The organism is Tistlia sp. (assembly GCF_040905785.1).
Taxonomy (GTDB): Bacteria; Pseudomonadota; Alphaproteobacteria; order Kiloniellales; family DSM-21159; genus Tistlia.
Map to the genome: position 1 here is coordinate 67176 of NZ_JBBDQW010000069.1, position 23455 is coordinate 90630.

Below are 23455 nucleotides of genomic sequence, written 5' to 3' on the forward strand. Positions count from 1 at the left end.
TCGGCCCTCAGCCGCACCCGTCGGACTGTCTCGTTCTGCGGGGTACGGCAAGGAGAGGCCGCCGAGCAGCGCCCGGCAGCCAAGGCGCGGGACTATACACGCGGGCGCGGACGATGCAAGCGGAGTCCAGGCACCTTAGCTCCAAGCGCGCGGGGTGTGTGCGAGCCACTCGGCCCGTGTCGGTTTCTTGACAGCCGGTCGCACCCTGCTATGCCTGACGCCGCCCCGGCCACGGCCGGAGGCGACCGTGCTTTCGCGCGCGACCCCTTCGGCGCCGACAAGACACCATCCAGGGAGGAGCGAGCCAGATGCGGGCCTTCGTGTTTCCCGGCCAGGGCAGCCAGGCCGTCGGCATGGGCCGCGAGCTGGCCGAGGCCTTCCCGACCGCGCGCCTGGTCTTCGAGGAGGTCGACGACGCCCTGTCGCAGAAGCTCTCGCGGCTCATGTTCGAGGGCGACGAGCGCGACCTGACCCTGACCGAGAACGCCCAGCCCGCCCTGATGGCGGTCAGCCTCGCCGTGGTCCGCGTGCTGGAGCAGGAGGGCGGCTTCGAGCTCGCCGAGCGCGCGAGCTTCGTCGCCGGCCACTCCCTGGGCGAATACTCCGCGCTCTGCGCCGCCCGCTGCCTGGGCCTGGACGACACCGCCCGGCTGCTCAAGCGCCGCGGCCTGGCGATGCAGCGCGCGGTGCCGGTCGGCACCGGCGCCATGGCGGCACTGCTCGGCCTGGAGCTCGAGGCGGTGCGCGCGATCGCCGAGGCGGCCCGGACCGATCCCGAGACCGGCCTCGAGGAGGTCTGCGCGCCCGCCAACGACAACGCCCCCGGCCAGGTCGTGGTCTCGGGCCACAAGGACGCGGTCGACCGCGCCGTCGCCCTGGCCGCCGAGCAGGGCGCGCGGCGCTCGATCATCCTGCCGGTCTCCGCGCCCTTCCACTGCGCGCTGATGCAGCCGGCCGCTGACGAGATGGCCGAGGCGCTGGGCGAGGTCACCCTGGCGCCGCCGGCGGCGCCACTGATCAGCAACGTCACCGCCTCGCCGCAGAGCGATCCCGCGGCGATCCGGCGGCTGCTGGTCGAGCAGGTCACCGGGCTCGTGCGCTGGCGCGAGAGCGTCGCGGCGATGCGCGCGCTCGGCGTCGAGCAGCTCGTCGAGCTCGGTGCCGGCAAGGTGCTGACGGGCCTCGCGCGGCGCATCGACCGCGAGCTCTCGGCGGTGGCGATCGGCCAGCCCGCGGAAGTCGAGTCCTTCCTTAGGGCCGAGTGAAGGCCTCTTTCATCCTGCCAACGGGAGCAGCCATGATGTTCGATCTATCCGGCAAGACCGCCCTCATCACCGGCGCCTCGGGCGGCATCGGCGGGGCGATCGCCCGGGCCCTCCATGTCCAGGGCGCCTCGGTCGCCCTCTCGGGCACGCGCCAGGACGCCCTTGAGGCGGTCGCCGCCACGCTCGACGGGCGCACCGCCGTGCTGCCCTGCAGCCTGGCCGACGCCGAGGCGACGGCGGCGCTGCCCGGGCAGGTCGAGGAAGCCTTCGGCAGCCTCGATATCCTGATCAACAATGCCGGCCTGACCCGCGACACCCTGGCGCTCAGGATGAAGGACGAGCAGTGGGACGAGGTCCTGGCGATCAACCTGACCGCGGCCTTCCGGCTGTCCCGGGCCGCGCTCAAGGGCATGATGAAGCGGCGCTGGGGCCGGATCATCGGCATCACCTCGATCGTCGGCGTCACCGGCAACCCGGGGCAGGCCAACTACGCCGCCTCCAAGGCCGGCATGATCGGCATGTCGAAGTCGCTGGCCGCCGAGGTCGCCTCGCGCGGCATCACCGTCAACTGCGTGGCGCCGGGCTTCATCGAGACGCCGATGACCGACGCGCTGGACGAAAAGCAGCACGAGAAGCTGCTGGCGGCGGTGCCGGCGGGCCGCCTCGGCACGCCCGACGACGTGGCGGCTGCCTGCGTTTATCTGGCCGCCCACGAAGCGGCCTACGTGACCGGCCAGACCTTGCACGTAAACGGCGGAATGGTCATGGTGTAGCGCGGATCCGCGCCGTGCAGGCCGGAAACCCGGCTGGCGGGGCAGGTGGCGTTGGCAAGGTGACAGACCTATGATATGAGGCGGCGCCTTTCGACGGCCCGGCCCGCCGGACCTCTCGGCCCGAGGCGCATGGACGCTCCCGGCCGGTCGCAGCGAGAACCGGTTTGCCTTTCAAGAAACGAGTGCGAAGGATCGAACGACCATGAGCGATGTCGCGGAGCGCGTTAAGAAGATCGTGGTGGAGCACCTCGGCGTCGACGAAGCCAAGGTCACCGACGACGCCAAGTTCATCGACGACCTGGGCGCCGACAGCCTGGACACCGTCGAGCTGGTGATGGCCTTCGAGGAGGAGTTCGGCTGCGAGATCCCGGACGACGTCGCGGAGAAGATCACCACGGTGAAGGACGCCATCGACTTCATTCAGGACGCGTCCTGAGGCGCCCGGGCGGCAGCCCGGCCTCGGAGGCCTTGCTGACATGAGACGTGTCGTCATCACCGGCCTCGGACTCGTTACGCCGCTTGCAACGGGAGTCGAGCAGACTTGGCAGCGCCTGCTCGCGGGCGAGTCGGGCATCCGGGCGATCCAGAACTTCGACGTCTCGGACCTGGCCTCGAAGATCGCCGGCCAGCCGCCCCAGGGCGAGACCTCGGAAGGCGGCTTCAACGCCGACGACTGGGTCTCGATCAAGGACCAGCGCAAGGTCGACCGCTTCATCGTCTACGGCATGGCGGCGGCGCAGCAGGCGATCGAGGACGCCGGCTGGACGCCGCAGGACGAGGAGGGGCTGGAGCGCACCGGCGTGCTGATGGGCTCGGGCATCGGCGGCCTCGAGACGATCTGCGAGGGCGCGGTGACCGTCCACGAGCGCGGCCCCCGGCGGCTCTCGCCCTTCTTCATTCCGGCGGCCCTGATCAACCTGCTGGCCGGCCAGGTCTCGATCCGCTACGGCTTCCGCGGCCCGAACCACGCCGTCGTGACGGCCTGCTCGACCGGAACCCACGCGATCGGCGACGCAGCCCGCCTGATCCAGTGGGACGACGCCGACGTGATGGTCGCCGGCGGCGCCGAGGCCGCGGTCGGCCGCATCGGCATCGCCGGCTTCGCCGCTTCGCGCGCGCTCTCGACCGCCTACAACGACAGGCCCGACAAGGCCTCGCGCCCCTGGGACCGCGGCCGTGACGGCTTCGTCATGGGCGAGGGCGCCGGCGCCGTCGTGCTCGAGGAGTACGAGCACGCCAAGAAGCGCGGCGCGACGATCTATGCCGAGATTGTCGGCTACGGCCTGTCCGGCGACGCCTACCACATCACCGCGCCGCCCCTGGACGGCAGCGGCGGCTTCCGCGCCATGCGCGCGGCGCTCAAGCGCGCCGGGCTCGAGCCCGGGGGGATCGATTACATCAACGCCCACGGCACCTCGACGCCGGTCGGCGACGAGATCGAGCTGGGCGCGGTGCGCCGCCTGTTCGGCGACGACGTCTCGGGCCTGTCGATGTCCTCGACGAAGTCCGCGATCGGCCACCTGCTGGGTGCCGCCGGCGCCGTCGAGGCGATCTTCTGCATCCTGGCGATCCGCGATTCGGTGGTGCCGCCGACGCTCAACCTCGACGACCCCTGTGCCGGCGCCGAGGGCGTCGACCTGGTCCCGCACCAGGCCAAGGAGCGCAAGGTCCGCCGCGCGCTGTCCAACTCCTTCGGCTTCGGCGGCACCAACGCCAGCCTGGTGCTGGCCGCCGTCGACTAGTCGGCCGGGGCTCGCCGTGCGCCGGCTGCTGACCACCCTTCTGGTGCTGATCGCGCTGACCGGCGCGGGCCTCTACCTCGGCTACCAGTGGGCCCTGGAGCGCTACCGGGAGCCCGGGCCACTGGCCCAGGAGACCCGCGTGGTGATCCGCCAGGGCAGCGGCCTCGAGGCCATCTCGCGCGAGCTCGAGGCCGCCGGCGTCATCGCCGACGCCGATCACTTCCGCATCGCCGCCAGGGCGACCGAGCAGGCCCGGCGCCTGAAGGCCGGCGAGTACGCCTTCACCCCCGGCATCTCGCTGAAGGAGACGCTCGATCTCCTCGAGTCGGGCAAGACCGTGGTGCGCCGCCTGACCGTGCCCGAGGGCCTGACCTCGGTCGAGGTCGTCGCCCTGCTGGGCGAGGCGGAGGGCCTGACCGGCGAGCTGGCCGAGGTTCCGCCGGAAGGCAGCCTGCTGCCGGAGACCTATCACTACAGCTGGGGCGAGAGCCGCCAGGGCCTCCTGCAGCGCATGCAGGCCGACTTCGAGAAGGCGCTCGAGGAGCTCTGGCGCCAGCGCGCCGAGGACCTGCCGATCGAGACGCCCCAGGAGGCGGTCGTGCTGGCCTCCATCGTCGAGAAGGAGACCGGGGTCGCCGAGGAGCGGCCGCTGGTTGCCAGCGTCTTCGTCAATCGCCTGCGCAAGGGCATGCCGCTGCAGTCGGATCCGACGGTGAGCTACGCCCTGACCGAGGGGCGCGCGCCGCTCGGCCGCGAGCTGACCCGCGCCGACTGGCTGTTCGAGAGCCCCTACAACACCTACCGCCAGAAGGGGCTGCCGCCGGGGCCGATCGCCAACCCCGGCCGCAGCGCCCTGGCCGCCGTGCTCGACCCGGCCGACAGCGGCTTCCTCTACTTCGTCGCCGACGGCAGCGGCGGCCATGCCTTCGCGAGCAGCCTCGCCGAGCACAACCGCAACGTCGCCAACTGGCGACGGGTCAAGCGCGACGCCAGCCGGTAGCGACCGGGCGCCGACGCCGCCTTCGGGGCGATCCACCCCATTTTGCTCATCTTTCCGATCGTCGTGCTGGCGCCTTGGCGTTCGGGCTGCTCGGGCGCCGGCCGACGCTGACGCACCGCTCGGGACAGCGCCTTCACGCCCCTCGACAGGCTCGGGACGAAGCGATCTTCGGTGCGCCTTCGGCGCGGCAGCCGATTCGGCCCGCTCCCACAGTTGCTTCGTCCCGAGCCTGTCGAGGGGCGTGAAGCCTGTTCCGCTATGCGCGAGCACAGTAGCCGGCTCAGGCGAAGTAGTCGGGGTACTCCACCTTGAGGTCGTCGAGCCGCTGCAGCGTGCCGGAGAGGTGGCCGCGCATCGCGAGGTGGGCCTGCTCGACCCGGGAGGCGAGGAGCGCCTCGAGAATCTCCCGGTGGTCGGCCAGCACCTGTTGCATCTTGCCCTCGTTCGGCAGATGCAGGTGGAAGCGCCTGACCCGGTCGAGCTGCCCGCTGCGCTCGTCGATCAGGTCGTGCAGGCCGGGCTTGTCCGCCGCGACGAAGAGCTGACGATGGAATTCCTTGTCGAACCGGATGAAGGACTCGAAGTCGCCCTGGCCGCGGGCGATCTCGATCTGCCGCTCGAGCGCCGCGCGGGCCGGCGCCAGGATCGCCTTGTCCGGCGCGGCGGCGAGCAGGGCGGCGATCTCGACCTCGACGGCGGCGCGCAGGAACTGGGTCTCGCGCACGACCCGGGTATCGATGCGGGTGACCAGGGTGCGCGACTGCGGATAGATCTCGACCAGCCCCTCGCGCTCGAGCTTGAGCAGGGCGTCGCGCAGCGGCGTCTGGCTGATGCCGTAGTGGTCCGACAGCTCGCCCCGCGACAGGCTCTGGTTCGGCGGCAGCTCCAGCGAGACGATGCGCTCGCGCAGGTCGGCGTAGATCTGCTCGGCGAGGGGCAGGCGGCGGGCGAAGGCCCAGCGCTTGGGACCGCCTGCGTCGCGCCCGCCCGAGTCGCGCCCCTCGGCGTCGCTTCCGCCGGGTTCGCCGCCGGGTTCGCCTGGCTCCTCGTCCTGGATGCCCGCCATGACTCTCGCGCGCTCGGTCGCCGCAGGCGACAAGGTCCTTGCCTGAAAAAGACTAATATATTAATCGATCAGACTCTGTCCACTGTGGCGAGCACCCCGGCGATGAGCAGGACATGACCGCTGAGCCCAAGCGCAAATCCCCCGACCAGCTGAGAAGCGCGCGCTGGTTCGCGCCCGACGACCTGCGCTCCTCCGGCCACCGGTCGCGCGCCATGCAGATGGGCTACGGCCCCGAGGACTGGGTCGGCAAGCCGGTCATCGCCATCGTCAACACCTGGTCCGACGCCCAGCCCTGCCACGCCCATTTCCGCCAGCGCGCCGAGGACGTCCGGCGCGGCATCCTGCAGGCCGGCGGCTTCCCGCTCGAGCTGCCGGCGCTGTCGCTCTCCGAGAGCTTCGTCAAGCCGACGACCATGCTCTACCGCAACATGCTGGCGATGGAGACCGAGGAGCTGCTGCGCTCCCACCCGGTCGACGGCGCCGTGCTGATGGGCGGTTGCGACAAGACCACCCCCGGCCTGATCATGGGCGCGCTCTCGGCCGGCCTGCCGATGATCTTCCTGCCGGCCGGGCCGATGCTGCGCGGCAACTACCGCGGCCAGGCCCTGGGCAGCGGCTCCGACGCCTGGAAGTACTGGGACGAGCGGCGCGCCGGCAAGATCTCGGCCGAGGAATGGCAGGGCGTGGAGGGCGGCATCGCGCGCTCCTACGGCCACTGCATGACCATGGGCACGGCCAGCACCATGACCGCCATCGCCGAGGCGCTCGGCCTGACCCTGTCCGGCGCGAGCTCGATTCCGGCGGCCGACGCCAACCACATCCGCATGGCCGCGTCGGTCGGCCGCCGCGCCGTCGAGCTGGTCTGGGAGGACCTGACCCCCGACCGCATCTTCGACGCCCGCGCCCTGCACAACGCCGTGACCGTCGCCATGGCGACCGGCTGCTCGACCAACGCCGTCATCCACCTGATCGCGCTGGCGCGGCGCGCCGGCCTGGAGTTCGGCCTCGACGCGCTCGACGCGGCCGGCCGGACGACGCCGGTGATCGCCAACATCCGGCCGTCGGGCAGCACCTACCTGATGGAGGACTTCTACTACGCCGGCGGCCTGCGTGCCCTGATGGCCAAGCTCGCAGAGCGCCTCCAGCTCGATGCCCTGACCGTCTCCGGCCGCACCCTGGGCGAGGAGATCGCCGGCGCCGAGGTCTACGACGCCGACGTCATCCGCGGCCTCGACGACCCGATCTACGAGGAGGGCTCGCTCGCCGTGCTGCGCGGCAACCTGGCGCCCGACGGCTGCGTCATGAAGCCCTCGGCCTGCGCGCCGCACCTGCGCCGCCACGAGGGCCGGGCCCTGGTCTTCGACAGCTATCCCGAGATGAAGGCGGCGGTCGAGGACGAGGCCCTCGACGTCACCGCCGACGACGTCCTGGTGCTCCGCAACGCCGGGCCGCAGGGCGGGCCGGGCATGCCGGAATGGGGCATGCTGCCGATCCCCAGGAAGCTGGTGAAGCAGGGCGTGCGCGACATGCTGCGCCTCTCCGACGCGCGCATGAGCGGCACCAGCTACGGCGCCTGCGTGCTGCACATCGCGCCGGAGGCCTACATCGGCGGCCCGCTGGCGCTGCTCAGGACCGGCGACCGGATCCGCGTCGACGTCGCCGCGCGCTCGCTCGACATGCTGGTCGAGCCGGAGGAGCTGGAGCGACGGCGCGCCGCCTGGAAACCGCCGGTCGAGACCGTCGGGCGCGGCTACAACTGGCTCTTTGCCCGCCACATCCGGCAGGCCGACCAGGGCTGCGACTTCGATTTCCTGGAAACCGGCTTCGGCGCCTCGGCGGCCGAGCCCGACATCTTCTGAGCGGGAGAAGAGGCCTTGAGCGACCATCCCCTGAAGCCGGAGACGCGCGACCGCCTGGCCGGCGTCTCGACGGCGACCCTGACGACGGCGCTCTACAAGCGCGGCCTGCGCAACCAGTTCCTCCAGGACGTCCGGCCGGTCGCGCCCAAGGGCCGCAACATGGTCGGCCCGGCCTTCACCCTGCGCTACATCCCGGCGCGCGAGGACCGCAACCCGCTGAGTGTCTTCCAGGACCCCGCTCACCCCCAGCGCGTCGCCATCGAGCGCTGCCCGGAGGGCGCGATCCTGGTCATCGACAGCCGTCGGGACGCGCGCGCCGCCTCGGCCGGCTCGATCCTGGTCTCGCGCCTGATGGTGCGCGGCGTCGCCGGGGTCGTCACCGACGGCGGCTTCCGCGATTCGCCGGAGATCGGGGCCCTGGCGATCCCGGCCTATCACCAGCGGCCCTCCGCGCCGACCAACCTGACCCTGCACGAGGCCGTCGACCTCGACCTGCCGATCGCCTGCGCCGGCGTCGCGGTCTTTCCCGGCGACATCCTGGTCGGCGACGACGAGGGCGTGGTCGTGCTGCCCGCGCACCTTGCCGACGAGCTCGCCGAGGAGGCGGTCGAGATGACCGTCTTCGAGGACTTCGTCACCGAGCAGGTGCTGGCCGGCCGCTCGATCGTCGGCCTCTACCCGGCGACCCAGGACCGCACGAAGGCCGACTTCGCCGCCTGGCGGCAGCAGAAGGGGCGATAGGCGGGCTCTCCTATTCCTTCGCCGGCAGCCGGCTCAGGAGCGGGTCGGTCCAGGCCGGCGGCAGGGTGCCGGCGAGCCAGGCGCCGAAGGCGGTCGGCCAGGGAAAGGCGATGCGGGCACGGTCGCGCGCTAGGCCGCGGCGGATGATCCGCGCGGCCTTCTCGGGGCTCATCAGGAAGGGCATGGGGAAGCGGTTGACGGCGGTCATGGGTGTGGCGACGTAGCCCGGGCAGATCGTCGAGACGCCGATGCCGTCGCGCTGCAGCTGGCCGCGCAGCGCCTCGCCCCAGACCTTCACGAAGGCCTTGGAGGCGCAGTAGGCCGGCGCGCCGGGGAAGCCGCGGTAGCCGGCGACCGAGGAGACCAGGCCGAGCTGGCCGTGGCGGCGCCCGCGCATCGCCTCGAGCGCCGGCATCACGGTCTCGACCAGGCCGTCGATGTTGGTCGCCAGGATGCGCCGGGTCTGCTCGGCGCTCTCGAAGCCGGTCCTGCCGGTGCCGGCCGAGGTGCCGGCGTTGGCGAGCACGAGGTCGAGCGGGTGGCGCGCCTCGGCGGCGGCGATCCAGGCGTGCAGGGCGGGCCGGTCGGTGACGTCGAGCGGCTCGGCGAGCACCTCGGCGCCGCGCTCGCGGCAGGCGGCGGCGACGGCGGCGAGCCGCTCGGCATTGCGCCCGCTGAGCGCGAGCCGCCGGCCGGGCTCGGCGTAGTCGCGGGCCAGCGCGGCGCCGAGACCGCTCGAGGCGCCGGTGATCAGGACGTGGCGCGGGTTGGGGAAGCGTGCGGACATGGCGCCAGCCTCGCCCGCTCGACCGGGCGAAGGCAAGGAGCGCAGGCGTCGCGCAAAAAAGTGGGGGTGGCGCGGAGGGACCCGCGCCACCCCCGGGGACAGAGAAGAGGTAAGGAGCGAGCCGGCACCTTTGGGGGGACAGAAGCGCCGGCCCTGGACGGCTTTCGGCCCCGGGGGAGAGGTCCTTGTCGCCGTCTTGAGAGGGATATGGTGTCGCGCCGGAACGGCGCCTCATCACGAGAACGCGACCGGCCGACCGGGCCGCACCCGGCGCGAACCCACCGGGAACGCGGGCTACTCGGCCTCGCCGGCGAGGGCGTTGACGGCCGCCGCGGCCATGGCGCTGCCGCCGCGCCGGCCGCGCAGGGTCAGGAAGGGCACGCCGCGGCTGTCGGCGGCCAGCGCCGCCTTGCTTTCCGCGGCGCCGACGAAGCCGACCGGCAGGCCGAGGATGGCGGCCGGCCGCGGCCAGCCGGCGTCGAGCAGCTCGAGCAGGCGAAAGAGAGCGGTCGGCGCGTTGCCGATCGCGACCAGCGCGCCCTCCAGGTCCGGCCGCCAGAGCTCCAGCGCCGCCGCCGTGCGGGTCGTGCCGAGGTGCTGCGCCAGCGCCGGCACCGAAGGCTCGGCCAGGGTGCAGAGCACCCGGTTGCCGCGCGGCAGGCGGCTGCGGGTGACGCCCTCCGCGACCATGCGGGCGTCGCAGAGCACCGGCGCGCCGGCCAGCAGCGCGGCGCGCCCTCTCGCGGCGAAGTCGGGCGAGCAGGCGACCTCCGCGGGCAGGTCGGTCATGCCGCAGGCGTGGATCATGCGCACGACCACCGTGGCCGTCTCGGCGTCGAAGCGCGAGAGGTCGGCTTCCTCGCGGATGATCGCGAAGGAGCGCGCGTAGATGGCCGCGCCGTCCTTGAGGTAGTCGTAGGCCATGGCCGCTCCCCGCTCGCGCTGCCGGTCATAGCGGCGGCCCGCACGGCCCCGCAACTGCAATCGGCCTACGGAAGCACCACGCCGCAACCCGCCGCCGCAGCGCCTTGTTCGCCAGGGGGACAGCCGATAGAGTGCCGCTCCCTCCCGTCGAGCCGCCGAAAGAACCCGTCACCATGGCCGCGCCGCTTTCCTCGATGACCGGATTCGCGCGCGTCGACGGCGGCGACGGCCAGCTAAGCTGGACCTGGGAGCTGAAGAGCGTCAACGGCAAGGGGCTCGACCTGCGCTGCCGGCTGCCCTCGGGCTGGGACAGCCTGGAGCAGCCGCTGCGCCAGCGCACCGCGGCGCGGCTCAAGCGCGGCAACCTCCAGGTCGGCTTCCAGTACGTCGCCGCCCAGTCGCGGGCACGCCCGCGCATCGACGCCGAGGCCTTCGCCGAGCTCTACCGCCAGACCGCCGAGCTGGCCCGCTCGATGAAGCTGCCGGCGCCGGGGTTCGAGACCATCCTGGGCCTGCGCGGCGTCGTCGAGGTGGCGGAGGAGGCCGACGATCCCGAGACGCGGGAGGCGCGCCTGGCCGCCGCCCTGGCCGACTTCGAGCAGGCGCTCGAGCAGCTGATCGCCGATCGCGACGCGGAGGGCGCGCGCCTCGGGGCGGTGCTGGACGGCCATCTCGCCGAGGTCGAGGCGCTGGTCGCCCGGGCCCGCGCCCTGGCCGCCGCCCAGCCGGAAGCGCTGCGCCGGCGCCTACGCGAGCAGGTCGAGTCGCTGCTCCAGGCGAGCCCCGCCCTGTCCGAGGAGCGCCTGGCCCAGGAGGCGGCGCTGCTCGCCACCAAGGCCGACGTGCGCGAGGAGCTCGACCGCCTGGAGGGCCACGTCGAGGCGGCGCGCGCGCTGCTGGCCGAGGGCCAGGGCGTCGGCCGGCGCCTCGACTTCCTCTGCCAGGAGTTCAGCCGCGAGGCCAACACGCTCTGCTCCAAGTCCGGCGACCCCGAGCTGACCCGCCTCGGCCTCCACCTGAAGGCGACGATCGATCGCCTGAAGGAGCAGGTCCAGAACCTGGAATGACGAGAGCCATGGCGGCGAGCAGGGTCGGCTCGGAAATCCGGCGGCGCGGGCTGATGCTCGTGCTGTCGTCGCCCTCGGGCGCCGGCAAGACGACGATCTCGCGCTCGATCCTGGCGCAGGACCCCGGCATCCGGCTCTCGGTCTCGGCGACCACGCGCCAGAAGCGCCCGGGCGAGCGCGACGGCGTCGACTACCATTTCGTCGAGGAGGCGCGCTTCCTGGAGATGGTCGACTCCGACGCGCTGCTCGAGCACGCCCGCGTCTTCGGCCACCGCTACGGCACGCCGCGCCGGCCGGTCGAGGAGGCGCTCGCCGAGGGCCGCGACGTGCTGTTCGACATCGACTGGCAGGGCACGCAGCAGCTGGCCGACTCCATGGCCCAGGATCTGGTGCGGGTCTTCATCCTGCCGCCCTCGGTCGAGGAGCTGGAGCGGCGCCTGCATACCCGCGCCCAGGACAGCGAGGAAGTGGTGCGCCGGCGCATGGCCGAGGCCGCCGAGGAAATGAGCCACTGGGCCGAGTACGACTACATCGTGGTCAACGAGCAGATGGACCAGGCGGTCGCCGACGTCCGCTCGATCCTGCGCGCGGAGCGCCTGAGGCGCGGCCGCCGCCTCGGCCTCGACTCCTTCGTCAAGCGCCTGAGAGGCCTCGGCTGAGGCGCCTCAGTCGAGGGTCCGCACCGCTTCGGCCAGGGCGCAGAAGGCCTCGACCGGCAGCTCCTCGGCCCGGGCCGTCTCCGCGATGCCGCAGGCGGCGAGCAGCGGGCGCGGGTCGCCGCCGGGAACGTTCAGGCCCAGGCTCTTCAAGGACTGGCGCAGCATCTTGCGGCGCTGGCCGAAGGCGGCGGCCGTGACCCGCTCAAGGACGGCGGCCTGGGCCGGCGCCAGCGGCACCGCACGCGGCGTCAGCCGGACGACGCTGGAGGTCACCTTGGGCGGCGGCGTGAAGGCCTGGGCCGGCAGGTCGAACAGCGCGTCCACGGTGCAGAGCCACTGGGTCATCACCGAGAGCCGGCCATAGGCCTTGCTGCGCGGCACCGCGGCGAGGCGCTCGGCGACCTCCTTCTGGAACATCAGGGTCAGCGATTCGAAGGCCTGCGGGTCGCGCGCCAGGGCCGCGAGCCAGCCGAGCAGCAGGGGTGTCGCGACGTTGTATGGCAGGTTGGCGACGATCCGGCGCGGCGCTTCGCCCAGGGTCTCGGCGGCGACGGTCAGGGCGTCGGCCTGCAGCAGCTCGAGCCGCCCGCCGCTGGCGGCGGCGATCTCCGTCAGCGCCGCCAGGCAGCGCTCGTCGCGCTCGATCGCCACGACCCGCTCGGCACCGGCCAGCAGCAGCGCGCGGGTCAGGCCGCCGGGGCCGGGCCCGATCTCGATCGTGGTGCCTTGGCCGAGCGGGCCGGCGCTGCGCGCGATCCGGCCGGTGACGTTGAGGTCGAGCAGGAAGTGCTGGCCGAGCGCCTTGCGCGCGCCCAGGGCATGTCGCGCGATCACCTCGCGCAGGGGCGGCAGCGCGGCAAGCGCGCGCAGCGAGGCTTCGGAGGCCTCAGGCAAGGGCGCTGCCGACCACGGCCGGCTTCTCGGCCCCTGCCTCGAGTCGGGCCCGGGCCATCTCGCCGGCGAGCCGCAGGGCCGCGACCAGGCTCGACGGGCTGGCCGTTCCTCTGCCGGCGATGTCGAGCGCGGTGCCGTGGTCGGGCGAAGTGCGGACGAAGGGCAGGCCGAGCGTGACGTTGACCGCGCCCTCGAAGTCCAGGGTCTTGACGGGGATCAGGGCCTGGTCGTGATACATGCAGAGCGCCACGTCGTAGCGCCGCCGGGCCGCCGCGTGGAACAGGGTGTCGGCCGGCAGGGGGCCGACCGCGACGATGCCTTCGGCTTGCAGCCGCTCGACCGCCGGCCCGACGATCTCGAGGTCCTCGGCGCCCAGGGCCCCGCCCTCGCCGGCGTGGGGATTGAGGCCGGCGACCGCGAGCCGGGGCCGCGGGATCGCGAAGTCGCGGGCCAGCGCCGCGGCGACGATCCGCCCCGCCCGCACGATGGCCGCGACCGAGAGGCTCTCGATCGCCCGCCTCAGCGAGAGGTGCACGGTCACCGGCACGACCCGCAGCTGCGGGCAGGCCAGCATCATGACCGGCACGGCGCCGCCGCCCGCCAGCTCGGCCAGGAACTCCGTGTGGCCGGGGTGCGGGAAGCCGGCCCGGTAGAGTGCGGCCTTCTGGATCGGGTTGGTGACCAGGGCGCCGGCGCGGCCGCTCGAGACCAGCTCGACGGCGCGGCGGATCGATTCGATGACGGCCGCGGCCGTGGCGCTGCTCGGCCGGCCGGCCTCGGCCTCGACCGCCATGCCGAGCGGCAGCACCGGCAGCGCGCGGCCGAAGGCGCCGGCGGCCTGCTCCGGGGCGTCCAGCGTCTCGATGGGCACCGCCCAGCCGAGCCGCGCGGCCAGGGCGGCGAGGCGCCGCGGGTCGTCGAGCAGGAAGAAGGGCGCCAGGCGCTGCTCGGTCCGGCGGCTCCAGGCGGCGAGGGCGATCTCGCCGCCGATACCGGCCGGCTCTCCCATCGTCAGGGCGAGCGGCAGGGGCGGCGCGGAGGCGGGGCGGGGCGCCGCGGGCGCCGCCATCACACGCGGATGTCGATGTTCGCCGCGCGCCGCAGGTCGCGCAGGTAGCGCTGGGCTTCCAGTTCGACTTTCTCTCGACTCATCCGCTCGGCGATCTGGTCGCGGCCCATGCCGTCGCTCTGCTCGCGCAGGCAGACGACCAGCACGTTGGCCGCGCCGTTGGCGGCGATCGGCTCGCTCGGCTGGCCGATCGGCAGCGTTCGCACCATCCCACGGATGCTCTCGGGCAGGGCGTCGAGCGGCAGGTCGCCGGCGCTGTCGGAGGTCTGGCCGCCGATCTCGACGGCCAGGGCGTCGGCCTGGGCGCAGCTCTGGATGTCGGCGGTGAGGCGCGCCGCCTCGGCGACGGCGGCCTGCTCCTCGCCGGGGGCGTGGGGCACGGCGATGCGGCTCAGGCGCACCTTGGTCTCGCTGCCGCCGCCGCCGGTGCCGGTGCGCCGGTCGCGCAGCAGCACGAGATAGTAGCCGGAGATGGAGCGGATCGGCCCCGCCATCTCGCCCGACTGCATCTGTTCGACCCTGGCGCCGACCTCGGGCGGCAGCTCGCTCTGCAGCAGCCAGCCGAGATCGCCGCCGACCGAGGCGGTGGCGGCCTGGGAGAACTGCCGGGCGACCTCGGAGAAGGGCGCGCCCTGGCGGATCTGCTCGGCCAGGCGCTCGCTGGTCGTGCGCACCTCGGCCTCCTGGTCGGCGTCGTCGAAGCTGAGGAAGATCTCGGCGACCCGGACGACCTGCTGGCCCTCGCCCTCCTTGAGACGGGTCAGCAGGTCGGTGACCTCGTCCTCGCCGATCTGGACGCGCGGCCGGATCCGGCGGTCGACCACCGCCCGCCAGGTCAGCGCGGCCCTGACCTGCTGCTTCAGCGCCTGCGGCAGGATACCGGCGCCGCGAATGGCCTCGGCGAACTGCTCGGGCGACAGGTTGTTGTTGCCGGCGATCCGCTCGAAGGCTTCCTCGACCTGCTCGTCCGGCACCGAGATGCCGAGGCGTTCGGCCTCCTGCATCTGCAGCCGCTCGTCGATGAGCTGGCGCATCACCGGCCGCAGCAGGCGCTGCCGCGCCTCCGGCGCATCCTGGACGCCGGCACCGGACATCGCGATGCGCAGGCGCATCTCCAAGTCCAAGGCCGAGACGATCTCGTCGTTGACCACGGCGGCGGCGCGCATCGTCGTCTCCTGCCCCTGGGCGCTTCCGGGCAGCGACCCTGCGGACAGGGCCGCGAAAGTCGGCAGCAGGAGGCAGAGCAGCAGGCGGCGAACGATCATGGGCTGGGCTTTCGGTGGCTTCGGCGACATGCCCCTGATCTATGGGCTTTGCCGAGCTGACGCAATCATAGGGGCGCGCCGCCGCCCGGACAATGCGGGCCGGCGCGGCGGACATTGCGACGCAGGAGAGCCGGCGGCGCAGCGGGCCGCGGGCTCCGCCGACGATCGGACGGCCGTGCTCAGCCGCCGGCGACGTTGCCCAGATGCTTCAGCGTCAGGAAGAAGGTGAATTGCGAGTTGTTGCCGACCTCCCTGTTGTCGGTGAACTCGGTGGTGTGGTTGAAGCCGAGCAGCACGCATTCGTCCTGGTAGTAGAGACTGGCGGAGACACTGCGCGTCTCGTCGTCGACGAGATCGTGGGTCGCGCCGATCGAGCCGCGCCAGTAGGTCGAGAGCCGCGAGCCTACGCTGAGCCTGATCTGCTCGCGATCCGGAAAGCCGGTCGAATCATCGTCCTCGAGAAAGTCCTCGTTGCCCTCGACCGAGAGGTAGGTCAGCGAAAGGCGGAAGGCGGGGACGCCCGCCGTCAGGGTCGCCTCGCTGCGCCGCAGATCCAGGCTGTCCTTGTCGGCACGGAAGCGGTAGCTGAGATCGAACTCGGGGATCGGCTGCAGGAAGACGCGGCCGACGTAGTCCGAGAAGTTGTCCGCCAGGCCGGATTCCGGTGCGAAGACGCCCTCGGTGACCGGCCGCCAGCTCTGGCCGAGGAAGGCCTGGGAGAACAGGCCGCCGGGCGAGACGAAGGTGTATTGCAGGCCGTAGTCGATCCGGCTTCCGGTATCGATGAGGTCGCGGCCGGTGAAGCGGTCGGGCCGGAAGATGTTGGTGTCGTCGAACTCGAAGTCGACGCTGTCCTCGTTCGGGATGTCGTCGTTCTGGCCGAATCTCGGGGCCAGCACGGCGTGGGCGATCGGCTCGATGATCTGGCTCGATTCGCCGACGGAACCGATCCAGGGATAGCGCCACTCGAGGCTGACCTGCGGAAAGGCGCGGGCGACCGTGAAGGAGTCGCCCTCGACCGGGTCGACGTCGTCGGGATTGCTCGGGTCGTGGCCGTCGACCCAGTAGATGTCGCTCTGAACGCCGATCCGGAAGCGGTACACGTCGCCCATCGGGCTGGTGTAGGGCAGGTGCCAGGCGGTGATCGCCGAGGCGCGCTTGCTGTCGCGGCCCTCCAGTCGGGTCAGGTTCCAGACGTTGGCGTCGACGGTGTAGTAGCCGCCCGCCACCCCCGGCTCGCTGACGTAGTTGGCGTCGATCGTCGGCAGGGCGATCACCTGCTCGGCGTCGGACTCCCCGGAGCGCTGCGTCTGGTACCAGAAGCTGTTAGCGCCCAGGTAGTTGCGGCCGCGGAAGCCCTCGACGAAGCCGCGGCTGGTCAGGCGGTTCTCGTCGCCGAAGCCGAAGGTGCGCCGGTAGTTCTTGTCGGTCGAGCGATTGAGGTCCCAGCCGGCGCGGAAGTAGTCGTTGATGTCGAAGCGCGCGGACTGGTCGATGTCGCCGCGGAACACGTTGGTCAGGCGCTCGCCCTGGTCCGGCTGCAGGTCGGAGCGGGTGCCGGTCGCGCGGGTCAGGATCTGCCCGTCCTCGAACAGGATGCGGTGCTCGATGCCGAGCAGCAGCTTCTGCTCGGTCGAGAGCCGCGGGGTGATCGTCATGTCGTGGTTCGAGGCGAAGTTCGCGAAGTAGGGCACGTCGACGTAGCTGCCCTGGAAGCTCGAGTTGCCGAACGAGGGCCCCAGGAAGCCGGACTTCTTGTCGACCGTCGGATCGGGGTGGTCGAAGTAGGGAGTGTAGAAGGTCGGCACGCCGAAGAACTCGAGCCGCGCGTTCTTGTAGCGGATCATCCGCTCTTCCTTGTCGTGCACGACCCGGTCGGCCTTGAGCTGCCACAGCGGCGCGCGCTCCGGGTGCTCGCGGCACAGCTCGCAGGGCGTGAAGACCGCGTTGCGCACGGAAGTGCGGTTGGCTTCGGTGCGCACGGCCGTGGTGCCGACCATCCGGCTGTCGTCGATCATCAGCACGCGCAGGCCGCGGATGAAGCCTTCGGCCAGGTCGTCCGTCAGCTCGGCGTACTCGGCGAACACCACCTCGCCGCCGGGCTCGAGCAGCGAGACGTTGCCGGAGGCCGTGACCACCTCGGTCTTGAGGTTGTAGGTCACGGTGTCGGCGAGCAGGATTCGCGTGCCCTGGGTGATCTCGACGTTGCCGCGCGCGGTCACGACGCCGAGGACGTCGTCGTAGTTCACCTCGTCCGCGGTGAAGGCGGCCGGCTCGTCGCTGTCCAGGTCGCCGAGCTGTGCGGCCGCCGGTGCCGCCTGCGCGACCAGGCCGGCGCCGCAGGCCAGCAGGGCGAGCAGCATCGACAGCAGGCGGCGCCGAAGCCGGCCGGTTTCCTGGAAGCGCCCCTCGGCCATTCCGTCAGCCGTCCTCGAGATGCAGCAGCAGGCTGGTGCCGATCATCAACGAGATGCCGGCTGGGGACCAGGCCGCCAGCAGCACTGGGATCTTTCCCGACAGCCCCAGGGCGAAGACGAAGTTGGTCAAGAAGTAGAGCACGAAGCCGGTGACCACGCCGGTCAGCAGGATGATGCCGACCTTGCCGCTGCGCTGCGGCCGCAGCGAGAAGCTCGCCGAGAGCAGGACCATGGCCGACAGCAGCACGGGCAGCGAGAGCAGCTTGTGGAACTGCAGGAGATGGCGGTTCGCCCGGAAGCCGGCGCGCTCGAGCAGCTCGATGAATCCGGGCAGGTGCCAGAAGGAGATGGTCTCGGGCGGCGAGAAGCTGTCGAGGATCTTCTCGGACGTCAGAGTCGTCGGCAAGTCCATCTCGGCCTCGGCGCGCGCCGGCATGCCGGGTTGCGAGACGTAGGCGTCGCGGACCCGCCAGGCCCCCTCGTCGAGCCGGGCGCTCCGGGCGTCGATGCGCTGGACGAACTGGTCCTCGCCCTGGAACAGGTAGAAGGTCACCTCGTTGAGCACCATCCCGGTCTCCGACGCCCGCTGGGCGTGGATCACGGTCTGGCCGTCGGCCTCCGGCTGGCGCAGCCACAGGCCGCTCTGCGAGACCGAGAGCTGGGAGGTTCGGTTCTTGATGTGCTCACCCTCGAGCTTGTCGAACTCCTTGAGCAGGACCGCCGCGACCGGGTTGAGCAGGCCCACGGCCGCGATGCCGATGATCAGCGAGACGCCGATCGCGGGAAGCAGGAACTGCCAGGCGGAAACGCCTGCGGCGCGCGCCACGACCAGCTCGTTGGTGCGCGTCAGCTTCCAGAAGGTGAGCATGCCGGCGCCCAGGATCGTGAAGGGCAGGATCTCCTGGGCGAAGAACGGCAGCCGGTAGAGCGCCATCTCGACCACCACCGACAGCGGCGTCTCGCTCTGGGCCGAGAGGCGGTCGATCAGGTCGATGATCGAGACCAGCAGGATGATGAAGATCAGCGAGAAGAAGAGGCCGAAGAACCAGATGCAGAACTGCCGCGAGATGTACAGCGACAGGGTCGTCGAGAGGGTCAGGCGGCGCATCTGCAGCAGCGCGAGTTCGCTCACGTCAGCCTCCGCCGCTCGGACGTGCGCACTGGGCCATGGCTTGTCGTCGTTCCTGTCGGTTCTCGAACCGGTGCCTCGGGCGAAGGCATAGCGGCTCGGGGTCGGGTTCGTCCAGCGTCAAGCCGGCCTCGGCGAACGGCCCGCCGGCGGTTCGCGCGACACGGCGCTCGCCGGCGGGCGCTGCCCCGGCTGCGTTGACGGCGCCGCGGTCCTGCCCCTATCTCTATCGCACGCGAGCCTCAGCCGGCCGCCGAGACACCAGAGCAGCAACGGAGCCAGCCTCATGCGCATCGCCTTCGCCGCCCCGACCGTCAAGACCTCAGGCACGCTGGTCGTGACGGTCGGCGAGGACAAGCGGCTGTCAGCCTCCGCCGCCGCGGTCGACGAGGCCACCGGCGGCGCCGTCGGCCGTGCCATCGCCGGCAGCCGCTTCACCGGCAAGAAGGACCAGCTGCTGGAGATCCTCGCCCCGGCCGGCATCGACAGCCCCCGGGTGCTGCTGCTCGGGCTGGGCAAGCCGGCGGAGATCACCGACCTCGAGCTCGAGAACGCCGGCGGCAAGCTGGTCGGCCAGCTCAACGGGGTCGGCGAGACGGCCGCCAGCATTGCCGTCGACACCCTGGAGGGCACTGCCGTCACGGCCGTCGAGATAGCGTCCCGGATCGCGCTGGGCGCGCGCCTGCGCAGCTACCGCTTCGACAAGTACAAGACCAAGGAAGCCGAGGACAAGAAGCTGTCCCTCGGCGAGCTGACCTTCCACGTCAGGGAGCCGAAGAAGGCCGAGAAGCGCTATCAGGGCCTCTCGGCGGTCGTCGAGGGCGTGTTCCTGACCCGCGACCTGGTCTCGGAGCCCGCCAACGTCCTCTACCCCGAGAGCTTCGTCGAGCGGGCCCGCAAGCTCGAGAAGCTCGGGGTCCGGATCACCGTGCTCGGCGAGAAGGAGATGCGCAAGCTGGGCATGGGCGCCCTGCTCGGCGTCGGTCAGGGCTCGCGGCGCGAGTCCCAGTTGCTGGTCATGGAATGGCACGGCAGCGGCAAGGCGCCCGAGGCGAAGAAGGCCGCCAAGGCGAAGGGCAAGGCCAAGGCCGGCGCGGCCGAGGCGCCGCTCTGCTTCGTCGGCAAGGGCGTCTGTTTCGACACCGGCGGCATCTCGATGAAGCCCGCCGCGGGCATGGAGGACATGAAGTGGGACATGGGCGGCGCCGGCGTCGTCCTCGGCCTGATGCACGCCCTGGCCTCGCGCAAGGCCGAGGTCGACGTCGTCGGCATCTGCGGCCTGGCCGAGAACATGCCCGACGGCAACGCCCAGCGGCCCGGCGACGTGGTGACCTCCGCCAATGGCCAGACGATCGAGGTCATCAACACCGACGCCGAGGGGCGGCTCGTGCTGTGCGACGCGCTCTGGTACGCCCAGGTCCACCACCGGCCGCGCATGATCGTCGACCTTGCGACCCTGACCGGCGCCATCCTGGTCGCGCTCGGCAAGGAGCAGGCCGGGCTGTTCGCTAACGACGACGGCCTGTCCGAGTCCCTGACGGCGGCCGGGAAGGCGGTCGGCGAGCCGGTCTGGCGGATGCCGCTCGGCGAGGCCTACGACCGCATGATCGACAGCGACATCGCGGACATGAAGAACGTCGGCAGCCGTTACGGCGGCTCGATCACCGCGGCCCAGTTCCTGCAGCGCTTCATCGAGGAGGGTACCCCCTGGGCGCACCTCGACATCGCCGGCGTGACCTGGGCGGACAAGGACAAGCCGACCGTGCCCAAGGGCGCCAGCGCCTTCGGCGTCCGCCTGCTCGACCGCCTGGTCGCTGACCACTACGAGAGGTAGGGCGGGACCTGCCGGTGCGCCGCGGCAGGGCCCGCGCCGGGAGGCCCCGATGACCGAGGTCCGCTTCTACCACCTGACCCGCACGCCGCTCGAAGCGGCGCTGCCGCAGCTCCTGCTCAAGACTCTCGAGCGCGGCAAGCGGGCCCTGGTGCGCCTCGCCGATGCCCGCCGCTGCGAGGCCCTGGCCGACGCCCTGTGGCGCCGCGACGAGCGCGGCTTCCTGCCGCACGGCACCGCCAAGGACGGCTTCCCCGCCGAGCAGCCGGTCTGGCTGACCCCGGACGCCGAGAACGCCAACGGGGCCGGCTACCTGTTCCTCTGCGACGGCGTGCCGGCCGAGGGGCTGGAGGGCTATGAGCTCTGCTGTCTGCTGTTCGACGGCGGCGACGGCGAGGCGGTCGAGACCGCGCGCGGCCAGTGGCGGACCCTTGCCGCGGAGGGGCACGAGCTCAGCTACTGGCAGCAGGACGAGCGCGGAGCCTGGTCGAAGCGCCAGGGCTGAGCCGCGCTACCGTTTCGGCTGCAGCCGTCGTGCGAGGCCGCGTCGGCGGCGCAGCTGGGCCTCGCGGTGCAGGATGTAGAGGCCGCTCGCCAGCACCAGGGCGAAGCCGGTCCAGATGTTGACGCCGGGGACCTCGCCCCAGATCAGCCAGCCCAGGCTCGCCGCCCAGATCATCGCCGTGTAGTCGAAGGGCATCAGGATCGAGGCCTCGGCCAGTCGGAAAGCCTGGGTCATGGCGATCTGGGCGAGGCCGCCGACGATGCCGACCGCGATCAGCAGGGCGAGGTCCGGCAGGTCCGGCGTGATCCAGACGAACGGCAGGGCGAGGCCCGAGATCAGCGTCGTCGTGATCGTGAAGTAGATGATGATCGAGACGGTGCTCTCGGTCTTGGACAGCTTGCGCACCCACAGGAGCGCCAGGGCATAGAACAGCGTGGCGAGCAGGGCGAGGAGGGCGACCGGCTGGAACGTCCCGGCGCCGGGCTTGAGCATGACCAGCACGCCGGCGAAGCCGAACAGGCAGGCGACCCAGCGCCGCCAGCCGACCGGCTCGCCGAGCAGCGGCACCGACAGCGCGGTGACGAAGATCGGCGCGGCGAAGCCGATGGCGATGGCGTCGGCGAGGCGCATCTGGGCGTAGCAGTAGAAGAACAGCAGCATCGCGCCGAGGCCGAAGAGGCAGCGCAGCGCCTGGCCGAGGGGATCGCGCACCCGCAGCGAGTGCCTCAGGCCGCCGACCCGCCAGATCATCACGCCGAGCGGCAGGAAGGCGAAGAGGCTGCGGAAGAAGACGATCTGGAAGGTCGAATAGGTCGCGCCCAGCCACTTGACCGCCGCGTCCATGACCGCGAACAAGCCGACCGACAGCACCAGTAGCGCGATGCCCTCGACGGTCCGGTCGCTGTCAGTCGTGCCGTCTGGCCCGACCGCCGCTGCGGCCGGGATCGCCTCGGTCAGTGCCGCGACGCTCGGCTTCTGGCGGCTCGGGGCAGGGCAGTCCGGGGCAGGGCGCGCAGGATCGGGCACAGGGAGGCGGGGCGCTCTCGGGCGGGTGGCGGGCAGAGGCGGCAGTCTACGCGCCGGACCCTGGGCGAGGCGTGACATTCCCGCAAGGCTCCGGCGCGCCGGAACGCCGGTTAACCGAGCGGTAACGGCGATGGGTCTAGCCTCGCGCAGGAGGATCGACGATGGCCCTGCGTTTCGCCCTGCTTGCCCTGCTCGCCGTGGTGGCGGCCGCACTGTCGGCGCTGCCGGCGCGCGCGCAATCGTCGCCCGAACCCTGGTACGGCCAGCCGCCGGCCTGCACGGCGCAGCGCGAAGGCCAGCTGTCCTGCCAGGTCCAGGTCCTCTGCGAGTGCAAGTACTACCGCGCCAGCACCATGACCGGCCGGCCCGCCGGCTTCCGCTGGGACTGCGGCCCGCTGCGCCCGCGCTGCGGCGAGGCGAAGCAGCCCCAGGACCCGACGGTCAACCCCTACAGCGGGCCCTATCCCTACATCTACGAGCACGAGCGGACGCTGCGGAACAGCAGGTAGCGCCCGCGGCGCGGCCTGCTCGCCAGCCTAGGACGCCGCTTCCAGCTCGCCCTGGGCCGCCAGCCAACGTTCCTCCTGCTCGGCGATCCTGGCCTCGATGGCGGCGTGCTGCTTCTGCAGCTCGGTCAGCTTCTCGGGGCCGCTGTCGTAGAGCTTGGGGTTGGCCAGGGCGGTCTCCAGGTTCGCCTTCTCGGCCTGCAGCCGCTGCAGCGCCTTCTCGGCCTGCTCCGCGGAACGGCGCAGGTGGGCGACGGCGGCGCGCGCCTCGGCGGCGGCCTTGCGCCGGTCCTTGGCCGAGACCGTAGGAGTCTTGTCCTTGTCGGCCTCGCGCTCCTGGCGGGCCTCCCGTCGCTCCGCCCGGCGCTGGTCCAGCAGGAGCTGGCGATAGTCCTCCATGTCGCCTTCGAAGCTGGTGACCCGGCCCTCGGCGACCAGCCACAGGCGGTCGGCGACCATCTCGACCAGGTGGGCGTCGTGGCTGACCAGCACGACCGCGCCCTCGAAGGTGTTGAGCGCCTGGACCAGGGCCTCGCGCGAATCGATGTCGAGGTGGTTGGTCGGCTCGTCGAGAATCAGCAGGTGCGGGCTCTCGCGGCTGACCAGGGCGAGGGCGAGGCGCGCACGCTCGCCGCCCGACAGCTTCTCGGCGGGGGTCTCGGCCTTCTGGCCCGAGAAGCCGAAGCGGCCCAGGTGGTTGCGCAGGCGCTGCTCGGGCTCCAGCGGCATCAGCCGCGCCATGTGCCCGAGGGCGGTCGCCTTCATGTCCAGGGTCTCGGCCTGGTCCTGGGCGAAGTAGCCGACCTTAAGCTTGGGCGAGCGGTGGAGGCGGCCGGCCTGGGTCTTCAGGCGCCCGGCGAGCAGCCGCGCGAAGGTCGACTTGCCGTTGCCGTTGGCGCCGAGCAGGGCGATGCGGTCGTCCATGTCGAG

22 protein-coding genes are annotated in these 23455 nt (G+C 71.9%); 12 read left to right on the forward strand and 10 right to left on the reverse strand.

Annotated features, from left to right (window positions below):
* The first annotated feature begins 308 nt into the window (after nt 1-308).
* The 5 genes from fabD (at nt 309) to mltG (ending at nt 4780) form a co-directional block, all read left to right on the forward strand.
* Nucleotides 309-1265 carry an ACP S-malonyltransferase gene (gene fabD, locus WD341_RS15775; RefSeq protein WP_368426434.1) on the forward strand — a complete coding sequence of 319 codons (957 nt, stop codon included), beginning with the start codon at nt 309-311 and terminating at the stop codon, nt 1263-1265.
* Between the two features lie 35 nt (nt 1266-1300).
* Entirely contained in the window at nt 1301-2038 is a 738-nt protein-coding gene (fabG, locus tag WD341_RS15780; RefSeq protein WP_368426454.1) for a 3-oxoacyl-[acyl-carrier-protein] reductase, read from the forward strand.
* A 202-nt stretch (nt 2039-2240) separates the two neighbouring features.
* Nucleotides 2241-2474: an acyl carrier protein gene (locus tag WD341_RS15785; RefSeq protein ID WP_085125957.1), complete on the forward strand. Its 234-nt coding sequence runs from the start codon at nt 2241-2243 to the stop codon at nt 2472-2474.
* A gap of 40 nt (nt 2475-2514) precedes the next feature.
* Nucleotides 2515-3780 (forward strand): beta-ketoacyl-ACP synthase II, encoded by a 1266-nt coding sequence (gene fabF, locus WD341_RS15790; RefSeq protein WP_368426435.1) that lies wholly within the window; start codon nt 2515-2517, stop codon nt 3778-3780.
* A gap of 16 nt (nt 3781-3796) precedes the next feature.
* The gene (mltG, locus tag WD341_RS15795) at nt 3797-4780 is read left to right on the forward strand and encodes an endolytic transglycosylase MltG (RefSeq protein WP_368426436.1); all 984 of its coding nucleotides are present in this window, start codon (nt 3797-3799) and stop codon (nt 4778-4780) included.
* Nucleotides 4781-5060: 280 nt separating this feature from the next.
* Here the strand turns inward: mltG and WD341_RS15800 are convergent, their stop codons facing one another.
* Complete coding sequence (locus WD341_RS15800) at nt 5061-5846, reverse strand: GntR family transcriptional regulator (RefSeq protein WP_368426437.1); 786 nt, start codon at nt 5844-5846, stop codon at nt 5061-5063.
* A 113-nt stretch (nt 5847-5959) separates the two neighbouring features.
* Between WD341_RS15800 and araD the strand changes: the two genes are divergently transcribed.
* A complete protein-coding gene (gene araD, locus WD341_RS15805; protein WP_368426438.1) occupies nt 5960-7705 on the forward strand; it encodes an L-arabinonate dehydratase in 1746 nt (581 codons plus the stop codon).
* A 15-nt stretch (nt 7706-7720) separates the two neighbouring features.
* Nucleotides 7721-8446, forward strand: coding sequence for a ribonuclease activity regulator RraA (locus WD341_RS15810; protein ID WP_368426439.1), 726 nt, complete (start codon nt 7721-7723; stop codon nt 8444-8446).
* Nucleotides 8447-8456: 10 nt separating this feature from the next.
* Here the strand turns inward: WD341_RS15810 and WD341_RS15815 are convergent, their stop codons facing one another.
* Both WD341_RS15815 and WD341_RS15820 read right to left on the reverse strand, forming a co-directional pair.
* Nucleotides 8457-9233 (reverse strand): SDR family NAD(P)-dependent oxidoreductase, encoded by a 777-nt coding sequence (locus WD341_RS15815; protein ID WP_368426440.1) that lies wholly within the window; start codon nt 9231-9233, stop codon nt 8457-8459.
* Nucleotides 9234-9527: 294 nt separating this feature from the next.
* Nucleotides 9528-10157, reverse strand: coding sequence for a precorrin-8X methylmutase (locus WD341_RS15820; protein WP_368426441.1), 630 nt, complete (start codon nt 10155-10157; stop codon nt 9528-9530).
* Between the two features lie 173 nt (nt 10158-10330).
* Between WD341_RS15820 and WD341_RS15825 the strand changes: the two genes are divergently transcribed.
* Both WD341_RS15825 and gmk read left to right on the forward strand, forming a co-directional pair.
* Nucleotides 10331-11224, forward strand: coding sequence for a YicC/YloC family endoribonuclease (locus WD341_RS15825; RefSeq protein WP_368426442.1), 894 nt, complete (start codon nt 10331-10333; stop codon nt 11222-11224).
* Nucleotides 11225-11232: 8 nt separating this feature from the next.
* Nucleotides 11233-11883, forward strand: a complete 651-nt coding sequence (gene gmk / locus WD341_RS15830) for a guanylate kinase (RefSeq protein WP_368426443.1) — start codon at nt 11233-11235, stop codon at nt 11881-11883.
* A gap of 6 nt (nt 11884-11889) precedes the next feature.
* Here the strand turns inward: gmk and rsmA are convergent, their stop codons facing one another.
* The 5 genes from rsmA to lptG all read right to left on the reverse strand — a co-directional run bounded on the left by rsmA (nt 11890) and on the right by lptG (nt 18660).
* Entirely contained in the window at nt 11890-12777 is an 888-nt protein-coding gene (gene rsmA, locus WD341_RS15835; protein ID WP_368426444.1) for a 16S rRNA (adenine(1518)-N(6)/adenine(1519)-N(6))-dimethyltransferase RsmA, read from the reverse strand.
* Complete coding sequence (gene pdxA / locus WD341_RS15840) at nt 12770-13846, reverse strand: 4-hydroxythreonine-4-phosphate dehydrogenase PdxA (protein WP_368426445.1); 1077 nt, start codon at nt 13844-13846, stop codon at nt 12770-12772. The genes rsmA and pdxA overlap by 8 nt, the downstream gene beginning before the upstream one ends.
* A complete protein-coding gene (locus WD341_RS15845) occupies nt 13846-15111 on the reverse strand; it encodes a peptidylprolyl isomerase (RefSeq protein ID WP_368426446.1) in 1266 nt (421 codons plus the stop codon). The genes pdxA and WD341_RS15845 overlap by 1 nt, the downstream gene beginning before the upstream one ends.
* 179 nt (nt 15112-15290) lie before the next feature.
* On the reverse strand, nt 15291-17528 hold the full coding sequence (locus WD341_RS15850; protein ID WP_368426447.1) for an LPS-assembly protein LptD: 2238 nt from the start codon (nt 17526-17528) through the stop codon (nt 15291-15293).
* A 4-nt stretch (nt 17529-17532) separates the two neighbouring features.
* Nucleotides 17533-18660, reverse strand: coding sequence for an LPS export ABC transporter permease LptG (gene lptG / locus WD341_RS15855; RefSeq protein ID WP_368426448.1), 1128 nt, complete (start codon nt 18658-18660; stop codon nt 17533-17535).
* A 283-nt stretch (nt 18661-18943) separates the two neighbouring features.
* Between lptG and WD341_RS15860 the strand changes: the two genes are divergently transcribed.
* Both WD341_RS15860 and WD341_RS15865 read left to right on the forward strand, forming a co-directional pair.
* A complete protein-coding gene (locus WD341_RS15860) occupies nt 18944-20491 on the forward strand; it encodes a leucyl aminopeptidase (RefSeq protein WP_368426449.1) in 1548 nt (515 codons plus the stop codon).
* 49 nt (nt 20492-20540) lie between these two features.
* Entirely contained in the window at nt 20541-20993 is a 453-nt protein-coding gene (locus WD341_RS15865) for a DNA polymerase III subunit chi (protein ID WP_368426450.1), read from the forward strand.
* A gap of 6 nt (nt 20994-20999) precedes the next feature.
* On the opposite strand, the gene WD341_RS15870 is transcribed toward WD341_RS15865, so the two are convergent.
* Nucleotides 21000-22019 (reverse strand): DMT family transporter, encoded by a 1020-nt coding sequence (locus tag WD341_RS15870; protein WP_368426451.1) that lies wholly within the window; start codon nt 22017-22019, stop codon nt 21000-21002.
* Between the two features lie 161 nt (nt 22020-22180).
* Between WD341_RS15870 and WD341_RS15875 the strand changes: the two genes are divergently transcribed.
* Entirely contained in the window at nt 22181-22528 is a 348-nt protein-coding gene (locus tag WD341_RS15875; RefSeq protein ID WP_368426452.1) for a hypothetical protein, read from the forward strand.
* 27 nt (nt 22529-22555) lie between these two features.
* Here the strand turns inward: WD341_RS15875 and WD341_RS15880 are convergent.
* The coding region (locus WD341_RS15880; protein ID WP_368426453.1) for an ATP-binding cassette domain-containing protein at nt 22556-23455 on the reverse strand (900 nt) is incomplete at its 5' end.